Source organism: Streptomyces sp. NPDC057694, assembly GCF_042799415.1.
In the GTDB taxonomy this organism is placed as follows: domain Bacteria; phylum Actinomycetota; class Actinomycetes; order Streptomycetales; family Streptomycetaceae; genus Streptomyces.
On record NZ_JBHVIX010000001.1, the window covers coordinates 513,014 to 529,512 of the forward strand.

At 72.0% G+C, this 16,499-nt stretch carries 11 protein-coding genes and 1 riboswitch; of the genes, 6 read left to right on the plus strand and 5 right to left on the minus strand.

Going from position 1 to position 16,499, the window contains the following annotated elements; all coding sequences use genetic code 11:
• The first annotated feature begins 77 nt into the window (after positions 1–77).
• Positions 78–1,064: an alpha/beta fold hydrolase gene (locus ACFVDP_RS02525; RefSeq protein ID WP_383482000.1), complete on the plus strand. Its 987-nt coding sequence runs from the start codon at positions 78–80 to the stop codon at positions 1,062–1,064.
• A gap of 27 nt (positions 1,065–1,091) precedes the next feature.
• Here the strand turns inward: ACFVDP_RS02525 and ACFVDP_RS02530 are convergent, their stop codons facing one another.
• The 3 genes from ACFVDP_RS02530 to ACFVDP_RS02540 form a co-directional block, all read right to left on the minus strand.
• Complete coding sequence (locus ACFVDP_RS02530; RefSeq protein WP_383482003.1) at positions 1,092–1,952, minus strand: bifunctional 5,10-methylenetetrahydrofolate dehydrogenase/5,10-methenyltetrahydrofolate cyclohydrolase; 861 nt, start codon at positions 1,950–1,952, stop codon at positions 1,092–1,094.
• Between the two features lie 22 nt (positions 1,953–1,974).
• A riboswitch (ZMP/ZTP riboswitch) is annotated at positions 1,975–2,060 on the minus strand.
• 89 nt (positions 2,061–2,149) lie between these two features.
• Positions 2,150–3,112 carry a S8 family peptidase gene (locus ACFVDP_RS02535; protein ID WP_383482006.1) on the minus strand — a complete coding sequence of 321 codons (963 nt, stop codon included), beginning with the start codon at positions 3,110–3,112 and terminating at the stop codon, positions 2,150–2,152.
• Between the two features lie 143 nt (positions 3,113–3,255).
• Positions 3,256–4,365: a PIG-L deacetylase family protein gene (locus tag ACFVDP_RS02540; RefSeq protein ID WP_383482009.1), complete on the minus strand. Its 1,110-nt coding sequence runs from the start codon at positions 4,363–4,365 to the stop codon at positions 3,256–3,258.
• A 167-nt stretch (positions 4,366–4,532) separates the two neighbouring features.
• Between ACFVDP_RS02540 and ACFVDP_RS02545 the strand changes: the two genes are divergently transcribed.
• The 4 genes from ACFVDP_RS02545 to ACFVDP_RS02560 are packed head-to-tail and all read left to right on the plus strand — an operon-like array spanning position 4,533 to position 9,337.
• Positions 4,533–5,903 (plus strand): MFS transporter, encoded by a 1,371-nt coding sequence (locus tag ACFVDP_RS02545; protein WP_383482012.1) that lies wholly within the window; start codon positions 4,533–4,535, stop codon positions 5,901–5,903.
• Positions 5,904–5,905: 2 nt separating this feature from the next.
• A complete protein-coding gene (locus tag ACFVDP_RS02550) occupies positions 5,906–7,114 on the plus strand; it encodes a CaiB/BaiF CoA transferase family protein (RefSeq protein ID WP_383484278.1) in 1,209 nt (402 codons plus the stop codon).
• Positions 7,111–8,349, plus strand: a complete 1,239-nt coding sequence (locus ACFVDP_RS02555; RefSeq protein WP_383482015.1) for an acyl-CoA dehydrogenase family protein — start codon at positions 7,111–7,113, stop codon at positions 8,347–8,349. The genes ACFVDP_RS02550 and ACFVDP_RS02555 overlap by 4 nt, the downstream gene beginning before the upstream one ends.
• 25 nt (positions 8,350–8,374) lie before the next feature.
• Complete coding sequence (locus ACFVDP_RS02560) at positions 8,375–9,337, plus strand: LysR family transcriptional regulator (protein ID WP_383482018.1); 963 nt, start codon at positions 8,375–8,377, stop codon at positions 9,335–9,337.
• Positions 9,338–9,600: 263 nt separating this feature from the next.
• On the opposite strand, the gene ACFVDP_RS02565 is transcribed toward ACFVDP_RS02560, so the two are convergent.
• A complete protein-coding gene (locus tag ACFVDP_RS02565) occupies positions 9,601–10,290 on the minus strand; it encodes an RES family NAD+ phosphorylase (protein ID WP_383482021.1) in 690 nt (229 codons plus the stop codon).
• The gene (locus ACFVDP_RS02570) at positions 10,290–10,973 is read right to left on the minus strand and encodes a hypothetical protein (protein WP_383482024.1); all 684 of its coding nucleotides are present in this window, start codon (positions 10,971–10,973) and stop codon (positions 10,290–10,292) included. The genes ACFVDP_RS02565 and ACFVDP_RS02570 overlap by 1 nt, the downstream gene beginning before the upstream one ends.
• Positions 10,974–11,281: 308 nt before the next feature.
• Here ACFVDP_RS02570 and ACFVDP_RS02575 point away from each other — a divergent pair, with 308 nt between their 5' ends.
• Positions 11,282–16,477, plus strand: a complete 5,196-nt coding sequence (locus ACFVDP_RS02575) for a CHAT domain-containing protein (protein ID WP_383482027.1) — start codon at positions 11,282–11,284, stop codon at positions 16,475–16,477.
• The last annotated feature ends 22 nt before the right edge of the window (positions 16,478–16,499 follow it).

A 16,499-nucleotide genomic window follows, 5' to 3' on the forward strand; every position in this document is an offset into this window, starting at 1 on the left:
ACGCTGATCGCGTCGGACGGATGCCGCGCTGCATGATCGACAGGTAGTCGCGTCGCCAGCGAACCGAGGAGAACCCCATGCAGCCCGAGCCGTCCGCCGAACCCCGCCACCGCACCGTCGACGCCCCGGCCGGGCGCCTGCACCTGGTCGAGCAGGGCAGCGGTCCGCTGGTCCTGCTCGTGCACGGTTTCCCCGAGTCCTGGTACTCCTGGCGCCGCCAGCTCCCGGCCCTCGCCGCGGCCGGCTACCGGGCGGTGGCCGTCGATGTGCGCGGCTACGGTCGCTCTTCCAAGCCGGAGGCGACGGACGCCTACCGGATGCTCGACCTGGTGGCGGACAACGTCGCCGTCGTACGCGCCCTCGGCGAGGAGCACGCGGTGGTCGTCGGCCACGACTGGGGCTCGAACATCGCCGCGACCTCGGCCCTGCTCCACCCGGAGGTGTTCCGCGCGGTCGGCCTGTTGAGCGTCCCCTACACGCCGCCCGGCGGCCCCCGCCCCACCGATGTCTTCGGCCGGATCGGCGGCCCCGAGCAGGAGTTCTACGTCTCCTACTTCCAGGAGCCGGGCCGCGCCGAGGCGGAGATCGAGCCCGACGTCCGGGGCTGGCTCGCCGGCTTCTACGCGGCGCTGTCCGCCGACACCATGCCCGCCCAGGGCGAGCCCGACCCGCACTTCGTCGCCCACGGCGGCCGGCTGCGCGACCGCTTCCCCACGGGGGTCCTCCCGACCTGGCTGAACGAGGACGAACTCGACGTGTACGCCGGGGAGTTCGAGCGCACAGGGATCACCGGCGCACTCAACCGCTACCGCAACATGGACCGGGACTGGGCAGACCTGACCCCGCACCGCGGAGCCCCGATCGAGCAGCCGTCCCTGTTCATCGGCGGCGCCCGGGACGCGTCCACTACCTGGATGGCCGACGCCATCGACGCCTACCCCACGACCCTCCCCGGCCTGTCGGCCTCCCACCTCTTGGACGGCTGCGGCCACTGGATCCAGCAGGAGCGCCCCGACGAGGTCAACCGCCTGCTGACCGACTGGCTCGCCACCCTCCACGGCTAGGTGATGCCGAGCAGCCTGTTCCAGCGCTCAGGACTGGTGGAGTGCGAGCTGGTTCGCGGCAGCTGAGACGGTCTGCGCCAGCAGCACAGCGATCGTCATCGGCCCGACACCGCCGGGCACCGGAGTGATCAGGCGGGCGCGGGTGAGGGCGGATTCGAAGTCGACGTCACCGATGTTGCCGGGGTTGTAACCCGCGTCGATCACCACCGCACCGGGTTTGATGTCCTCGCCACGGATCAGCCGGGGCTGTCCCACAGCCGCGACCAGCACATCCGCTTCCCGGACGATCTCCGACAGGCCCGCCGTCCGGGAGTGGCAGTAGGTCAGTGTCGCGTCCTTGGCGAGCAGCATCATGCCTACCGGCTTGCCGAGGATCGCGCTGCGCCCCACTACGACGGCGTGCTTACCGGCGAGGTCGACGTCGTACTCCTCCAGCAGGCGCATGATCCCGCCCGGTGTGCAGGAGGCAAACCCCGGAAGCGCGAAGCTCATCGCGGCGAAGGAACGCATCGTGACCCCGTCGACGTCCTTCTCCGGGGCGATGGCCTCGAATGCCGCTCGCTCGTCGATGTGCGGGCCGCACGGATGCTGGAGCAGGATGCCGTGCACGTCCGGATCGTCGGACAGGCCGGCGAGTGTGTCGACGAGCTCGGTGGTCGTGGTGGTGGCGGGCAGAGCGATGTGGCGTGACTGGATGCCGGCCTTCGCACACCGGGCTCGTTTCATGCGGACGTAGGTGGCGGATGCGGGGTCCTCGCCGACCAGCACGGTCGCCAGGCAGGGGCTGGTTCCGGTGCGGTGTGCGATCTCCGCCGCCTTGGCGGCGGTCTCTTCGACGAGACGTGCGGCGAGGCGGGTGCCGTCCATGAGCTGTGCTGTACGGGACATCGTGGCTCTCCGGGCGTTGCTGACCACTCGCCCAGGCGCACGGCATCGACATCTCGTCGGACCGCTCCCCGGTGGTGCTCCACCTCAGCGCCAGTCACGGCCTGCACGTCACTTTAGTAGACCGTCATGGAGACCGTCATGGCCCTTTGCGGAGCGCTACCGGAATCACCGGGCCGGTCCGCCTGATTCTCGAAGTCCTACGAGTCCTTCTTCTTGACCGCGGCCGCGGCGTCGACGATGCCCAGGCCCAGCTTGGCGGCCTTGTCCGGGTTGGCGGCCGTGTCGCGGATGGTGGCGATGATGTCGTCCGGCTTCAGGCCCTGCTGGTGCAGCAGCGCGGCGACTGCGGAGACGTAGGGCGAGGCCATCGACGTACCGGACAGTTCCCCGTACCCGGAGGTGTTCTTCAGGGACTCCTTCGTGCGGTACGTGGGCAGCGTGGAGAGGATGTCGACGCCGGGCGCCGAAACGGCCTTCTCCGCGCCGAAGTTGGAGAACGAGGCCGCCTTGCCGTTCTGGTCACTGGCGCCCACGACGAGCACCGGGGTGTCGACCTTGTACGGCTGGGTGTTCTCGCCGTCGTTGCCCGCGGCGGCGACGACGACCGCGCCCTTGTCGTGGGCGTGCTGGATGGCCTGGTTGAGGATGCCGCCCTGGAGCAGGTTGGACATCAGCGGGCCCTCGCCGAGAGAGAGGTTAATGACGTCGGCGCCGTGGTCGGCCGCCCACACGATGCCCCTGGTGATGTTCGCGTTGGAGCCCGAGCCGTCGGCGCCGAGCACCCGGACCGGCATGATCTTCGCGCTGGGCGCGCCGCCCGCGATGCCCACCCCGTTGTCGGTGTGGGCCGCGGCGATGCCGGACACGTGCGTGCCGTGGCCGTTCATGTCCTTGGGCTCGTCGTCGTTGTCGACGAAATCGTGGCCGTCCACGAAGCGGCCCTTGAGGTCGGGGTGGTCGAGGTCGGCGCCGGTGTCGACGACGGCGATGACCGTGTCGTCGCCCTTCGACGTCTTCCAGGCGTCCGGCAGCTTGATCGCGTCGAGCGCCCACTGGTCGTCGCGCTTCGGATCGGGCTTGCTGTCGTCGCCCCCGCAGGCGGTGACGGTCAGCAGCAGTGCGGCCGCGAAACAACAGGCGAGAGGTGTCCGGATACGCATGGTTCGAGCCTGCGGTCGGGCCGGTGACCCCGCATGCAGGAACCCGCCATACGGGGCATGTGCGCACCCGAGGCGATCACCGGCAACATGCCCCCGGGTGGGCGGGGGTTGACTTCGTCGAGGAACGCGGGCCGGCCGTCACGTCAGTGTCCGTCGGGCCGGAACCGGGTCGGCGTGGAGGCACGGATCATTTCCAGTGGCTCGGTGAAGTGCGCGTTGGCGTAGCGCCCCCAGTAGCGGGCGGTGGCTCTGACCAGGTCTTCGTCGAGGTACGCGCGGGTCCGTGCCTGCGAGCCATGGGCGCGGATCGCGGCGAGTTTGGCCTCCAGGTCCCGCTCGCGCAGGTCCACGAAACGGTTGGGCTGGAAGGTGACCATGGCGGACGGTGACTGGTAGCAGCCGACGCGCGGCACCGAGCGGGCGGCGACGAGCGTGGCGCGGTGCACGGCCCGGTGGTCCTGGTGCGTGTCCTTGTCGGAATGGACGAGGACGATCTCCGGCTGGACGCGGCGCACGACCCGCTCGATGGCCCGCACCGTGGCCGAGGAATCGTCGATGGCACCGTCCGGGAAGTCCTCCATCACGAGCACGGCGCCCAGTACGTGCGCGGCCCGTTGCGCCTCCGCGGTGCGCTCTGCGGGGTCACCGCCTCCGCTGCCGTGGGACATGGTCAGCACCGTGGCGTCCCATCCGCGCCTGACGAGCCGGTGGATGGTGCCGCCGACCCCGATCTCCGCGTCGTCCGGGTGCGCCCCGACCACCAGGGCCCGCTTGTTGCTGGGACTGATGGCGTCGATCGGATCAGGGCGTTGCCGCAGTACCCGTTCCAGTACAGCGAGCAGGCCGTCGTCACCCGCCGACCGGGCGACCAGATCGGCGGCTCGTCCGCGCAGGGCCGCCATCGCGACCGTCATGTCCGGTTCGTTCGCCACGACGACGACCGGGACGGCCGGGAATCGCTCGTACCACGCGACGAGCGTGCGGGTCAGTTCCTCCGCGTCGGTCCGGGCATCGCAGTGCCACACCACGGCGTCCCACACGTTGAAGTCGCGCTCTCCGCTCCGGCGAGCGCTCTCGTACTCGCCGAGGTCGGCCTGCACCTCGATGGACTCCGCGTCGTGAGCCCGCAACAGCTCGACCTGCCGGGCCGCGCGCTCGGCGTCACGGTCGACCAGGAGGAGCAGCGAGCCCACCAGGGCGGAGCCGCGGGACTGCCGGGAAGGCTCTGCCTCAAATGCATCAGAAGGTGACATAACACCCGTCAGCCTAGATGCTCCCCCACCGATCGACACCCCTGAGCAGTTCCCTTCGGAATCACCGAAGGGTCCCTCAGGAAGACCGCGCTTGATCGCGCCCAGCGCCTCCGATTCCCTGGCGAGTGCGTCATCCGCACCGGTGACGCCGGATCATGGAGGTGGACGTGACCGCGCATGCAGCGCCGCAGGCGATGGCCGCAGACCGGAAGGAACCGGGACCCGGCCGAGGTGTCACCCCGGCCGACCGGTGGATCATCGGTCTGCTCCTGGCCTTCTTCACCCTGAACTTCGCCGACAAGGCGGCCATCGGGCTCGCCGCGCCCGACCTGGAGAAGGACCTCGGGCTCACCGCGAGCCAGTACGGCCTCATGTCGAGCGCGTTCTTCTGGCTGTTCGCGGCCGGTGCCGTGATCCTCGCGGTGTTCTTCCGGCGGATCGGCTGGCGCTGGGCCGCGGGCGGACTGATGCTCGCCTGGGTCGCGAGCATGGTTCCGCTGACCGTCCCCACCACAGTGACCGTGGTGATCGCCTCCCGGATGGCGCTCGGTTTCTTCGAGGGGCCCGCGCACGCACTGTGCCAGTCGGTCGTCGCCGACCGCTTCCCGGCCGAGCGGCGCGCCTTCGCCGGTGCGGTGGTGAACGCCGGATCCTCGGTCGGCCCGCTGATCGCCACGCCCGTTCTCACCTGGATCCTGGTCACCTGGACCTGGCATGCGGCGTTCGCCGTGCTGGCCGCCGTGGGCACCCTGTGGACGGTGGTCTGGCTGTGGGTGACCCGGCGCGAGCCCGGCATGCGGGCGGGTGCCGCCACGAAGGAGCGGGCCGAGGAGGAACCGGACCCCAACGGCGACATCGACGTCCCGCTGACCGCGCTGCTGCGCACCGGCAGCTTCTGGGGCCTGGCCCTGCTCTCCTTCGCCGGGTATCTGATCTCCTCGCTGAAGGTGTCCTGGCTGCCGTCGTTCCTGCACGACGGCATGGGCTACTCCCGCGAGACCGTCGGCCTGCTCGCCACCCTTCCGTACGGGCTGGCGATCGTCGTGCTGCTGACGGCGGGCCTGGTCTCGGGACGGATGCTGCGTGCAGGCCGCTCGGCGCGGGCCGCACGCGGGCTGCTGACCATGGGATGTCTCTGCTTCGCGGGCCTCGCCATGATCGCGTTCACGCAGGTGCCGCCGGGCGGGGTGCAACTGGCTCTGGTCGTCGCCGCGTTCTCCATCAACAGCGTGGCGTTCTCCGTCGCGTTCGCGGGCGCCGCCGACTTCCTGCCGCGCAGGCACAGGCCCGGATTCTTCGGCTGCATCATCGCTGTCTACAGCGTCGCCGGGATCGTCGCACCCTGGCTGCTCGGCGTGATCGTGGACGCCGCCGACACCGTCTCGCAGGGGTACGCGGACGGGTTCCTGGTCGTCGGCATCAGCATCTGCGTCTTCGCGGTCGCCGGCGGGCTGCTGCTCGACCCGGCGCGCTCGCGCACGGCGCTGCTCGCCGAGACCGCGCGCCGCCGGGCCGCCGACGCGGGAGCCGTCCTGTGACCATGGTGAACGAGCCCTTGAAGGGGCTGCGCGTCGTTGATTTCGGGCAGTACATCGCCGCCCCCGGCGCCGGACAGAACCTCGCGGACCTCGGCGCCGACGTCATCAAGGTGGAGCCTCCCACCGGTGACCAGGCGCGGGGCATCGGGCACTTCGGCGCCGCGATGGTCCGCGCCAACAACCGCGGCAAGCGGAGCATCGCCGTCGATCTGCGGGCCCCCGCGGGGCAGGAGATCGTACGCGACCTGATCGCCGGCGCCGACGTGCTCCTGCACAACTTCCGCCATGGTGTCAGCGAACGTCTCGGGCTCGGCCCCGACGCCCTGCTCGGCCGGCATCCCCGTCTCGTCTACGGCTTCGTCACCGGGTTCGGCACCCGAGGCCCGTCCGCGTACCGGGTCGGCCTGGACATCGCGGCGCAGGCCGAGTTCGCCGTCATGGACCTCACCGGCCCGGCCGACGGCGATCCGCAGCGGGTCGGCTTCACCGTCGCCGACGTACTCGCCGCCCAAGCGCTCACTTCCGGGGTGCTCGCCGCGCTCGTCCGCCGTGGGGTGACCGGCCGGGGCGGCGTCGTCGAGACCTCGCTCATGGAGGCCGTGGTGCACGCGCAGGCGGCGACCTGGGCCGAGTACGAGCTCAGCGGCAGTGCGCCCCGGCGGCGCGGCAACGGTCAGGCTCTCGCCGCTCCCGCCGCCGACCTGGTCCGCACCCGCGACGGCGGGGCGGTCGTCGTCTCCGCCTACACCCCGCAGAAGTTCGCCGCGCTGTGCCGGGCCATCGGCCGCCCCGAACTCGCCGACGACCCGCGGTTCGCCTCCAACCCGGCCCGCGTCGCCCACCGTCATGACCTGCTCGCCGTGCTGCACGCGACGCTCGGCCGCCTCGACCGCAGCGAGGCGCTCGATCTGCTGCGCGCGGCGAACATCGTGTGCGGGGCCGTGCGCCGCTTCGACGAGGTCGTCGACGACCCCGATGTACGTGCCTCCGGTCTGATCGCCGGATGCGGGGACGGCGGGACCGCGCCCACCACCCCGTTCTCGCTGGACGGCCACCGCCCCGCGACCACACCTCCCGCACCCGAGGTGGGCGAGCACACCCACGCCGTACTCGCCGAACTGGGCCGCACACAAGCACAGATAGCCGCCCTGGCCGCGACCGGCACCGTCACAGGTCCGGTTCCCCACCGGAAGGAGACAGCAACAACATGATCGCCCCGGAGGTCCACGGCCTCGACTTCGACGCTCACCTGAAGCGGGTGGCCGCTCTCACCGACGACGTCCTCATCCCCGCCGAGCAGGAGATGGTGGAGGCGGGCGAGGTACCCGGCCACGTGCTCGACGCCCTGGCCCGCGACGGACTGTTCGCGATCTCCATCCCCCGCCGCCTGGGCGGCCTGGAGTGGACGATGACCCAACAGGTGCTGCTCACCCTGGAGTTCACCCGCGCTTCCTGCGTGTACCGATCCCGGTTCTCCACCGTGATCGGCCTGTGCTCACAGGCGATCCTCGACCACGGCACCGACGCGCAGCGCGAGTCCCGGCTGCCGAGGATGGCCGCGGGCGAGCACGTCACCGCGTTCGCGCTGACCGAGCCCGGCGCCGGATCCGACGCAGCCGCGCTGACCACCACCGCCCGCCGCACCGGCGACGGCTGGATCATCGACGGGCACAAGCGCTACATCACCAACGCCCACTGGGCGGACGAGTTGATCGTGTTCGCCCGCACCGGCGAACCGTCGCAAGGGGCCGCCGCGGTCTCCGCGTTCCTCGTGCCGCGCGCTGCCGACGGCGTGACGACACGGCTGCCGTCCCGGATGAACGGGCACGCCGAGGCGCCCGTCGCGGAGATCGATCTGGCCGGGGTGCGGGTCGGCGACGACGCACTGCTCGGCGGGCGGACCGGCACCGGGTTCACCGCCGCCCTGCGCGGCATCAACCACGCCCGCCTGCACGTCGCCGCGACCTGCGTCGGCCAGGCCACCCGCATGCTGGAGGAGACCGCCCGTCATCTCGGTGCCCGTGAACAGTTCGGAGAGCCGCTCGCCGAGCTCGGCGCGGTCCAGGCCGATCTCGGGCGCTGTTACTCCGATCTGGAGGCGGCCCGCGCCATCACTCTGGAGGCGGCCCGCGCCTTCGACACCGGCACGGTGCCGCGCCACCGCATCGCCGCCGCCAAGCTGTTCGCCTCCGAGACGGCGGGCCGCATCGCCGACCGGTGCGTCCAGCTCCTCGGCGGCGAGGGCATCGTCGGCGACCATCCCGTCCCGCGCATGTGGCGCGATGTACGGGCGCTGCGGATCTACGAGGGTTCCTCGCCGGTGCACGAGCGCAACCTCGGCCGGGCCGTGAACCGGCAGGTGGGACGGGACGGCACCCTGCCCGACACTTACCGTGTCACCCGTGGAGCGGCCCCCGGCGCACGGCTTTCGAGGGACAGGCCGTAGCGACGGAAAACGGCAGGGAGACCCGATGGAACTGCGGCAGCTGGAACACTTCCTGGCGGTGGTGGACCACGGCGGCCTGGGCCGCGCCGCCGAGCGCCTCTACCTGTCGCAGCCCACCGTCTCCGCCTCGGTCAGGGCGCTGGAGCGGGAGCTGAAGGTCGAGCTGTTCCACCGCACCGCGCGCCGTCTGGCCCCCACCTCGGCGGGCCGGCAGCTGGTCCCGCTGGCCCGGCGTGTCCTCGACGACGTGGTCGCCGTGCACGATGCGATGCGCGCGGCCCGCGAGAGCGGCGGCGGCGTCCTCACCGTGATGTGCACGCCCGACATGTCGGCGGAAGCGGTCGCCTCCTGGGCAGGCGGCTTCACCCGCCGCTACCCGGCGGTCAGCCTCGACATCAGCGAGGTCGGCTCGCGCCAGGAACTGGTCGCGGCGGTCGCCGACGGCCGCGCCGAACTCGGCTTCACCCTCGCTCTCAAGGACCTCCGCACCGACCTCGGCTTCATCGAACTCGGCGTCCAGCGACTCCTGCTGGTCCGCCCACCGGGCCATCCCGCGCCGACCTCCCGCCTGCCCCTCACCGCCCTCGGCGACCTACCGCTCGCCCGCCGCCAGGTCACCCGCAACGAGGAGGACGCGGTCCACACGGCCCTGGCCGCGCACGGGGTGGCGGCCACGACCGGTGCCACCGTCCCCAGCCGCGGCGCCCAGCTGACCTTCGTCCTGCGCTCCGGCTTCCAGGCGTTCCTGCCCCTGCGCATGTGCGCCGCCGCCCTCGACGCGGGCGCGCACGTCGTCGAGACGTACCCGCTGATCGAGTCACCGTTCGGCGTGGTCCACCGCGCGGGCTCGCTGGCCCCGGCGGCCCAGCAATTCGTGTCCGACGTACGCGGTGCGCTGCGTGGCTGGTACGACGCGATCGCGGCACACCGAGCGAACGGCCTCGACCTGGTCGACGCGGTGGTCGCGGCGCGGGACGCGGCGCTGTAACCGCCCCGTTCCCGCTCCCCGATCCAAACACCCCCGCACAAAAAAGGAATCCGGAACACCGCACCGGAAGCCAAGCCTCAGCTAAACGGCCCGCACCGCCCCGGGGAAAGCACTTTCGAATGCGTGACGCAGACACAGGCGTACAGAATCGCGCACTGAAAGGTGAAGGGAACTTACAGGTATAGCGAATAAAGAACCCCTGCGCGGCTGTGAAATCCCCTTGTGCCCGAGATACAACCGGCCCGCACCCGGTTTTCGACCGGTCAGGGCCCGGCGACGGCCTCGGGCGGCGCGCCCACGCAGACGTCGTAGCGATACAGCGTCTGTTCCAGCCAGTGCACGCCGGCCTCGTCGTCCAGGTCGATCGACGGCTTCGGCAGCCGTCGCAGGACCTCGGCGGGGTGCGGCGGCCCCAGCCGGTCGGCGAACAGGACGATCGCGGGGTACGGCCCGTCCCGCTTGGACGGCCAGGCCAGGCCCTGCGCCCACGTGGCCTGCGACCGGATCCAGTGGCCCCAGCGGCGGGTGAACGGGTACTCCGGCGCCTCGGCGTGCACCAGCCAGGCGTCCTGCCGTACGGCGACCCGCGCGGGTTCGTCCATCAGCGACAGCAGCCGTACCTCGGTGACGAGTTCGAGCTCTGTCACGCACCGGCCCACCAGAGCCTTGTACTGCAGCACCCGCGGATTGTCCTCGTCCTCGAACGGGAGGTCGCGCAGGACGGTCTCGGCCAGCGCGGTCTCCACGCGCGGTGCCGCGTAGAGATAGGCGTAGCGGTCGTTCTCGGTGCCGTCGAACCGCGAACCGCCGAAGTGCGGGTCGCACACGGTCGGGTTGAACTCCTCTGCGGAGTACTTGCGTTGGTGGACCCTGAAGAGCCGGGTGCCCGGCTGCAACACCAGCGCATCCGGTGTCCGGCGGATCTTCTCCGGCAGGCCTTGACCTCGTCCCATCAGTACCCCTCGCCCACCGTTCGTGCCACGGCGATCAGTTCGTCGTCCGGTACCCGGCCCAGCGCACGTGCGGGCGGGGTGTCCAGCCAGTGGTTGCGACCGAGCCACCAGTCCGCGACGCCCCACGGGTCCACGTCCGCACGCAGCTCCTCATTGATCGAGAGCACGACGGGCAACGGCGCTCCGTCCGGGCCGAACTGGAAGGTCGGCAACCGTACTTCACCCGTGGCGTCGGAGAGCCGGATCAGGTGCCTGTGCCACGGGTCCTGGCCGAGGAGCAGTTCCACCTGCTCCTCCGAGAACGACGCCTCGGACAGCAGCCGGGTCCGGATCCGCTCCCAGGGCGTGCCCCCGGCAGCCGGTGGCGGTGGTTCGTCCACCGGCTGCCCGGTGGCCGGTTGCCGGTAGCCGAAGACGGCGGCCAGCTCTCGCAGCACACCGCGGTCCGGATCGGCGGTGGGCGCGCGCAGCCGCAGTCTCTGCCGCTCGCCGCTCGGCAGGCTGTTCATCAGATGCAGGACGACGGCCGCGCCGACGGCCTCGGCGCCCTGCTCGTCGGGGGCATGGGCGAACATGGCCAGCAGCCGGTCCAGTTCCCTCCGGTCGATCTCGCTCAGAAGGTTCCGCACGCCGTCGACATCGCGCGTGAGAGCGGCGAGGATCGACAGGTCGTTCGCATCCATGTTCTCCTCCTCAGTCCCGGACTCGGTTTTTCGGGGCCGCAGTTGGAGAGTACCGACCGCAGTGAACGGGAACTCCCCATCGGCGAAATCGGCGAGCATCGATTCGGGGCCGAGTCGGGTATCCGATCTTTCCCCGAAACACTGCGCGGAGAACGGCAGAAGTGCCGTCGGGAAAGCCGTCGTCAAAAGCATCGGGGTCGGATACCGTTGCTTTCCCGATTCGGCCCGACATGTTTCCGGAGGTGCCGCATGCCCGTCGTCACACGCGGAGGTGCGCCGAGGCGGACCTTCGTGAACGGCACGGCCCGGTGACCGTGACGAGCGGCGAACCGGACGACGCCTTCGAGTCGTTACGGTGGCTCGCCACGCACGGGGCCATGGGCTCGACCGAGCAGATCGCCGCCGCCCTGGACCTGTCCCAGCAACTCGTCGACCGGTGCCTGGACGATGACGCGACCGGGGCGGCGATCACCTCGGACGTCACCGAGGCGCTGCCCCTGCTGGACGGGGTGCTGGCCACCACCCCCGCCGGCAGCGCCTTCCACCGCTGGGCCGCGCTGCTGTCCGCCCGTGCCGCACAACTCGGCGTCGGCACGGTCACGTTGGAGGACGCCGTACGCTTCTACGCCGTCGCGCTGGCTCCGGCCCCGCGCTGGGGCCTGCCGGCGGGCAGCACCGATCCGGCGACGGGGACCGACGACCCGCAGACGTGGACCGCGTACCACGCGGCGCTGGCACGCGTGGAGTTGGCCGGGGTCCTGTGGGATCGGCTCGTGGAGGTCCCGTCCGCCGAGGCCCGGGCGCGGGATCTGGACCGTTTCGTGACGCTGCTGACCGAGGTGCTGGCCGGACCCCACGCGGCGGACGTGGCCGACCTCGAACTCCTGCACTCCATGCTCGGGCTGGCACTGGCCGACCGTTCGCGGGCTGCCGACTTCGACACGCCGGACCGTCTGGCGGACCGCGCCGCAGCGCTGACCCACCTCCAGGAGGCGTACGAAGTGGACGGCGCGACCGAGGAGGGGCTCGGCCCCCTCGTGCTCCTCGACCTGGCGAGGCTGCGCTTCGCCGACCACGACGAGCGCTGCGACCCCGCGTCTCCCCCGCCGCAGGAGCTCGGTCCGCTCATCGCCCCTCTGCTGGCGCTGGCCGCCGATCCGGGTGAGGACGGTGCCGTGGCGCTGGAGCTTGCCACGATGCTCGCCCATGACCGCCACCGGCATGACGGATCCGTGGAGCACGCGTCGGCGCTCGTGGACCTCTACCGCCGCCAGATCGCGCATCCAGGAACGTCTCCCCTGGACGCCCGCGGCGTGCGTATGGACCTCGCCCTGCTGCTCATAGACCTGGCGGAGGCGGGCGGCGCGGGAACAGGGACGGGGAATGGGACGACGCCGGCCCGCATCCCGCGCGTCGGCGCCTACGACCCGCAGGCGGATCTTCGGGAGGCGGCCGACCAGTTCGAGCGCATCGTGGCGGAGCTGCGCGGCCCGGTCCCGGCCGGCGAGTCGGCGTCCGACCGTGACGAGGAGCTGTTCCACTGCCTCAACGGCCTGGTCGAACTGCTCAGCGCCTGGCTGCACACCGAGGACGCCCAGGACGAGGACGAGCGCATCGACCGTCTGGTGCGGCACGGACTGGAGTTGGTCGACGTCGTCCCCGCCGACGACGAAGCACGCGGACTCATCTGTCTCCGGATCGGTCTGGCGCTGTCCGCGCGCATGCAGCGCAAGGTCGGGCCCCATCTCTACCGGCAGTCCGAGCACCTGATGCGGGTGATGGTCCCCGACCCCGCGCTCGCCCTGGCGCGGCTGGCACCCGACGCCCGCGAGGACTCCGCGCGCGCGATCGAGCTCCTCCGCGAGGGCGTCGGTCTCCACCACTATCAGGATGAGATGTACCTGGCGGGCGCCCAGGCGCTCAGCGTCTGCCTGTTGATGGACCATCTGCTCGTCCTGCCGCACAGCGATCCGGCCGTGCTGCGGGAGGCACTGCGCTGGACCCGGTTGGTCCTCGGGCGAGCACCCACCTCCGGTGTGCCGATGGAGGAGTACGAGTTCTTCGTCATCCACGCCCTCATGCTCTCCGTCTGGGCCGGCAATCCGTTCGCACCGCCCACAGGACCCGGCCGCCCCACCACCCCGCCGATGCCCGACGTCAGCCGCCACCCCAGCATCGAGGAAGGCCTGCAACTGCTGGAGCAGCTCCTGCGGGCGGCAGCCACCCGCAGGCCGGGGCCAGAGTCCTTCGCCTATGCCCTCATCCATCTGATGGTCGAGTTCGTCCGTGGAGAGCCGCTCACCGACGCGTACTGCCGCACCTGGTGGGAGCGACTGGACACGCTTCTGCGCGCGAAGATCGACGAACCGTTCCCCCGGGTTCTCCTGAGTCTCATCGCCGCCGCGTTCGGCACGGAGCTGTCCGACCGCGGCCTGGCAGTGCCGCACGAGCGGGCCCGCGTCACCCAGTTGCTCGACACGGTCACCTCGGAGGTGCCCCCGGGAAGCGACCTGTACCGGCTCGCGGCCGAGCTGCGGACGCGGAACTCCGGAGCGGCCAGGCTGCTGAGGGAGTGGTTCGGCCGGACGACGGGCGATACGCAGGACGGTCGAGCCCGTACGCCGTCACCCGCCGATGCCCCCGGCCCCGCCCGCGGGACGGACCCCGCAGTCGCCTTCGACGACCAGGAGACCGCCGAGGCCCTGCGGGTCGCCGCCGTACTGCCGGGCGACGGGTCGCCGTACCCGTTCGCCGAACCCGTCGGACGCGTGGAGGAGCTCGCGGAGGAAGGCAGGACCGCCGCCGGTGATCCCGTCGGGACGGCCGTCGCCGCCGGGATCGGCGCCCTGGCGCGCTACGACCGTTGGATCCACGAACGGCGGACCGAGGACCTGACGCGGGCCATCGCCGCCGCACAGGTGGCGATCGGCGCGGCAGGGTCCGTCGAACCGCTCGACACCGCTCTGACGGCCCTTCACGCCGGGATGCTGCTGGACCGGTACACCCTGCTGGGCGACCGGATGGACCTGGACACGGCACGCGAGACCTATGCCGCACTGCTGAGGCGCGTCACCGAACGCGGCGAGCACCCCGGACTCGTACCGCTGCTGCGCCGGCACGCGGAAGCCACCGGGCAGCAGCGACTGGGCGCCACACTGGTGGAGGTACCGGCCCTGGCCGCAGGGGACTTCCACGCCGGACTCGCCGCGGCGGCGGCCGTCGCCGCGCTGCTGGCGGTCCGCGGGCAGCAGCACGGCAGCAGGGGTGCGCGCGCCGCCGAGATGCGCCGGATCGGGGAACAACTGCGGGCGGTACTGCGCCGGTTGCCGCAAGGCCACTGCCGTGGGCCCGCCGTACGCAGCGAGATCGGCCTGCTGGACCTCGACCTGGCCCGAGCGGCCGACGACCGGGCCGCGGTGGACGCCGCGCTCGGCGAGGTGGTCGCGGCCGCCGGAGCATGCCCGCCGCTCAGCGCCCACCGGCCCGCGCTGCTGCTGCGCGCGGCCCTCACCCTCTCCGCCCACCCGGAGGGGGCGCCGGAGCGCCTGGAACAGGGCATCGAGCTGCTGTCCGGCGCACTCGACGACGCCGAACGGGGCTTCCAGGGCGGACGTTCGCGGTGCCTGTACGGGATCGGCCGGCTGCTGCTGGCACGGTTCGACCGGAGCGGGGACCGGGAGGATCTGAGGCGTGCCGTGGACACCCTGCGCGAGGCACGGATGGCGCTGAACTCCGCGCCCGGGGACGCCTTCCTGATCGTCCTCGGCCGTGCGCAGGCGCGGGCCCACCGCGCCCACGGGCCCGAGGACACCACTCAGCGTCGCTGGTCCCGGGAGGCCGCGAAGTCGGTACTGGCCACGCACAGGCGGGCCGTACTCCTGCAGACCGGCACCGCGCGGGCCCTCCTCATCGCCCGGTCCGCACGCCCCGACATGCTGCGCCTCGTCCGCTGGTGCATGGAGGACGGGGAGACGACCGCCGCGCTCGACGCCCTCGAACTGGGCCGCGGCCTGGTGCTCAACGCGGCCACCGTCTCGGCGACCGTCCCGGGGCTCCTGCGCGACGCCGGGCACCCCGGCCTCGCCGACGCATGGGAGGACATGACGGCGGCGACCGGGAAGGGTCTTGAGGCCGGGCCGGGCGCATTGCGCCGCCAGGTCCTCGAGGCGCTGGAGGGCGGGGCGGCCGAGGCACGGGTGCTGTCGGCGCCGACCCCCGCCGAGACCGGCCGGGCCCTGCGCAAGGTCGGGTCGGACGCGCTCGTCCACCTGGTGCCGGGCGAGGACGGTCCCGGGTACGCCCTGCTGGTCACCGCCACCGGGGCGGTGGAGCAGCTGCCGTTGCGGACGCTCAACACGGCGGGCGGGCAGCCGTTGACCGAGTACGCCGACGCGCTGAGCACCTTCCAGGCGGCGGTGCTGGGCGTACCCGCTCCACCCGGGCCGCACGACACGCCGCTCCAGCAGAGCGTCCGGGACCGGGCCGAGCAGCGGGCCCGGGAGGCGCAGGAGCGCTGGGCCACGGCGCTGGAGGCGGTCTGTTCGTGGGCCGGGGAGGCGGTGATGACCCACGTGCTGGGGTGGGCGCGGGAACGCTGGCCCGGGCGGCCGCCGCGTCTGGTGCTGGCACCGGTCGGGGTGCTCGGCGTGGTGCCGTGGCAGGCCGCGCGGGTGGCCGGTCCTCAAGGAGCCGACTACGCGGGCAGGCTGGCCGTGCTCTCGCAGTGCGCCACGGCCCGGCAGCTCATCGAGGCCGCCGCGCGGCAACGGCTGCCGTGGGGCGGGCGCCACGCGTTCGTCGTCGACCCGGACGGTTCCTCGGTCATGCATGAGGAGACGCGACTGATCCGGTCCGCGTTCTATCCTCAGGCCACGGTGACCGGTTCGGTCGGGTGGCTCGCCGAGCGCGACGGCCCGTGGACCGGTCCGGCACCGGTGCCCGCCACCGCCGACACGGTGCGGCGACTGCTGCCGGGACGGCCCGTCCGGGATGCTCCCGGTGTCGCCGTCTGCCACGTCAACTGCCATGCGACGCCCGGTGCCACGCCCGCGGAGTCGCGACTCGACCTCAGCCGCGGCCACCGCCTGGCCATCGCCGAACTGCTGACCGCGGCGCGCGATCCGCGGGCTCCCGGGGGTCTCGTCGTGCTGGCCAACTGCGTCAGCGATCTCGCGCTGTCCGCGCACGACGAGGCCCTGACCCTGTCGACCGCGTTGCTCAGCGCCGGGGCCGCCTCCGTGGTCGGCTCACGCTGGTCGGTGGTGGACGACCGCCGCACCTCGATCCTGATGTTCATGTTCCACCACTACCTCTCCGGCCATGGGCATGCCGAGGCCCCGGAGGCAGCCGACTCTCCCGCGGACGCCCTGCGCGCGGCGCAGATGTGGATGCTCGACCCGCACCGCACGGTTCCCGCCGCCCTGCACGGCATCGCCGTCGAGACCCCCGACCGCTCTTTCGCTTCGCCCCGCATCTGGGCGGCCTTCGCCCACCACGGGCACTGACACGTCGTTCCCTACGGCGGAG